Origin of the sequence: Pseudomonas sp., assembly GCF_049645325.1 — a bacterium.
Lineage (GTDB): Bacteria > Pseudomonadota > Gammaproteobacteria > Pseudomonadales > Pseudomonadaceae > Aquipseudomonas.
This window is the reverse complement of the sequence record NZ_JBARTQ010000469.1, coordinates 1-3,222: the sequence shown is the minus strand read 5'-3', so window position 1 is coordinate 3,222 and position 3,222 is coordinate 1. Positions and strand designations below refer to the sequence as shown.

Here is a 3,222-nt window from a genome sequence, read left to right as displayed (position 1 = left end):
GCATTCGCGAGCAAGCCCGCTCCCACCTTTGACCGTGTTCAATGTCTGGAGCTGCGCCAGGCGTTTATGAGCTGTTCAAAAGTGGCCTGCACCTGCTGAATCAGGGTCTCGTCATCAATCTCCCCCGCCAGCCAGGCGCGGCTGGGCTCCTGAAAGATCGTGCGACCCACGGCAAACCCACGGCAAGTGTTGCTCTGGCTGGCTTGCCGGAAGCCATCCGCCAGGCATTCAGCCGAAGCATTCAGGCCCAGCAACACCACGCCACGGCAGTACGGGTCGCGCTCATTGATCAGCTCATCGAGCTTTTTCCAGTCCTCGGCCGACTGCGCTTCGATCTTCCACCACGCCGGGTAGATACCCAGGTTGTACATTCTTTTGAGGCTGCGATAGAGCACATCCGGGTACGTCGACGGATGATCCTTGGGCGGGATGACTTCCAGCAGCAACTCATGACCGCTGACCAGCGAGGCCTCGTACACCGCCTTGAGTTGCGCTTCCTGCTCCAGGCGCAGCATCGGTTCGTCGTCCGGGTGGAATTGCACCAGGCACTTGATGATTTGTTCCTGAGGCCAGGCGATCAGGTTGCTGCCAATCGAGCGACCGTGCTCGAACGCCAGCGGCCGCGAGTTCTGCACTTCCACCGGGCGCGCGATCCACCAGCCGCGCCCGCTGGCGGCGCTGAGCGCGTCCTGGCCGAAGCGTTGGTCGGCGAGCAGGCCCACATCGGCGTCGACGCCCTGCTCGGCCAGCTTGGTTTCCACGCGTTCAATGGCCTGGATAAACAGCTGCTTGATGTCACTGATACGCGCCGGGTCCTGGCCGCCTTTTTGCGCCAGGTCCACCAGTTGCCAGCGGTGGTCGAAGGCAAACACAAACAGCTGCTTCCAGGTTTTGCGCGGCACCGTGACGCGGTGCAGGCGTTGCAAGGTCACGTCCTGATCCGGCCGGGTGATCGGCACCGGGCTGTTGAACAGGTAATCCAGCTCGGCGGGCGTCGGCATGGCCGGCGCGCAGGCGTGGCGCGACACCACCAGGCCGCCGCAGGCATTGGCTAACTGACTGCAGCGTTCGTCACTGGCGTCGTTGATCCAGCCGCTGAGGAAACCCGACATAAAGGCATCGCCGGCGCCGAGCACGTTGAGCACTTCAACGCGCACGCCGGGGTAGATCGCGCCGTCCTCCAGCCGTGCCGGAATCGCGCCGTGGATCACCGTGCAACCCTGCGGGCCGAGCTTGACCACCAGGGTCGCAGGCGTCAGTTCACGCACGGTGCGCAGCGCGGTAAGCAGGTCTTCACTGCCACCGGCGATCAAAAACTCTTCTTCGGTGCCGACAATCAGGTCAAAACGCGGCAGGATCTTCTGCACGTGCTGGCTGACGTTCTGGTCGGCGACAAAGCGGGTTTCGCCGTCAGCCTTGCCCGCCAGGCCCCACAGCACCGGGCGATAGTCGATGTCCAGCACGCGTTTGACGTTGTGCTTGGCGGCGTAATCCAGGGCCTGGATGCTGGCCTTGTACACACCGTCGGTGGAGAAATGCGTGCCGGTGATCAACAGGGCTTTGCTGGAGGCAATAAAGGCTTCGTTGATGTCTTCGGCGCGCAGGGCCATGTCGGCGCAGTTTTCGCGGTAGAACACCAGGGGGAAGGTTTCACGGTCTTTAAGGCCCAGCAGCACCAGGGCGGTGAGACGTTCCGGGTCGACCTTGATGCCGCTGACATCGCACCCTTCGCGGGCCAGGGATTCGAGCAGGAAGCGACCCATGTGGTCGTCGCCTACGCGGCTCAGCATGGCCGACTTCAACCCCAACCGGGCAGTGCCGAAGGCGATGTTGGCGGAGGACCCGCCGAGGTACTTGGCGAAGCTGGACACGTCTTCAAGCCGCGCACCTACTTGCTGTGCATACAGATCGACGCCCAGGCGCCCGAGGCAAATCAGATCCAATTGACGCCCACTGGCAAAACGAGTCTGGCCCATGCTGGCTCCTGTTATTTTTATCAGCCTGCGTTGTGCCGCCGTGGCGACGGCAAACGCTCTTGGTGGGAGCAGACTAGAACGTTCGGCGGCGCCAATCAATATTTATTCCATAATTATTTTTAGTGGAATATTTTTTCCAATACGCCACCCTAAAGGCTCTGCCCCGACACTGCATCGTTTCAGCCGGCCCGGCGCGCCGTGATGCCGGGGTATTTTTTTGCGCCTACCCTGTAGACTTGCGCCACCCCCCAGCGCACCAGAAGAACACGCCAGAAGGATTGCCCATGTCCCGCACCGATCAGCCGGCCACGCCCGAGACCAGCCCGCAAGACGTTCTCGCCGGCCCTCCGATCAATGCCGAGCGCCTGTTGCAGCTGATCACCGACGAATACGAAAGCCTGCCGCGCCAGCTCAAACGCATCGCCAGCTACATGAGTCAGCAGAGCGACCGGATCATGGTCGACCGCATCAGCGACATCGCCCGCGAGTGCGAAGTGCACCCGTCGGCCATCGTGCGGTTTTCGCAGCGTTTCGGTTTCAGTGGGTTCAGTGAGATGCAGGCGCTGTTTCGCGAGGCCTACACCCACAAGACCACGCCGGTGCAGAACTACCAGCAGCGCATCCGCAGCATGATCGCCAACAAGTCGCAGAAAGCCAGCGGCGGCGACCTGGCGCGCGAGTGCGTGAATGCCACCCTTTCGGGCATCGAGCGCCTGGGGCTGGAACTGGATGACGTGGCGTTTGAAAAGGCCGTGGACCTGGTGGTCAACGCCGACAATATCTACGTGGTCGGCGTGCGCCGTTCGTTCGCGGTGGCTGATTACCTGGTCTACAACCTGCAGCACACCAACAAACGCATCCACCTGATCTCGGGCCTGGGCGGCAGTTACCGCGAGCAGATGCGCAGTGTGCGCGCCAACGATTTGGTGATTGCGATCAGCTTCACGCCCTACGGCAAAGAGACCCAGCACTGCCTGCGCATCGCCCAGCATCACCAGGCCAAGACCCTGATCATCACCGACAGCAACCTGTCGCCCCTGGCCAAGCGGGCAAACGCGGTGCTGTTGGTGAATGAAGGTTCTTCGTTTGCGTTCCGCTCGTTGAGCGCCACCTTGTGCCTGTGCCAGGCGCTGTTTATTGCAGTGGCCTACCGGCTGGAATTGAAGGTGGATGAGATTCACGAGCAAGTCGGGTTTGACGACTGATTGTGCGGCACTGCAAACACCCTGTGGGCGCTGGCTTGCCA

General features: G+C 61.8%; 2 protein-coding genes. One reads left to right on the top strand and one right to left on the bottom strand.

Annotated features, from left to right (window positions below; genetic code table 11):
- Window positions 1–38: 38 nt before the first annotated feature.
- Window positions 39–1,976 carry a bifunctional 5-dehydro-2-deoxygluconokinase/5-dehydro-2-deoxyphosphogluconate aldolase gene (locus WBB95_RS20305; protein ID WP_424489208.1) on the bottom strand — a complete coding sequence of 646 codons (1,938 nt, stop codon included), beginning with the start codon at window positions 1,974–1,976 and terminating at the stop codon, window positions 39–41.
- A 284-nt stretch (window positions 1,977–2,260) separates the two neighbouring features.
- Here WBB95_RS20305 and WBB95_RS20300 point away from each other — a divergent pair, with 284 nt between their 5' ends.
- Window positions 2,261–3,181: a MurR/RpiR family transcriptional regulator gene (locus WBB95_RS20300; protein ID WP_424489207.1), complete on the top strand. Its 921-nt coding sequence runs from the start codon at window positions 2,261–2,263 to the stop codon at window positions 3,179–3,181.
- The last annotated feature ends 41 nt before the right edge of the window (window positions 3,182–3,222 follow it).

Coding starts and splice junctions, on each gene's coding strand:
- WBB95_RS20300 (WP_424489207.1), top strand. CDS start 2,261: ATGTCCCGCACCGATCAGCCGGCCACGCCCGAGACCAGCCCGCAAGAC.
- WBB95_RS20305 (WP_424489208.1), bottom strand. CDS start 1,976: ATGGGCCAGACTCGTTTTGCCAGTGGGCGTCAATTGGATCTGATTTGC.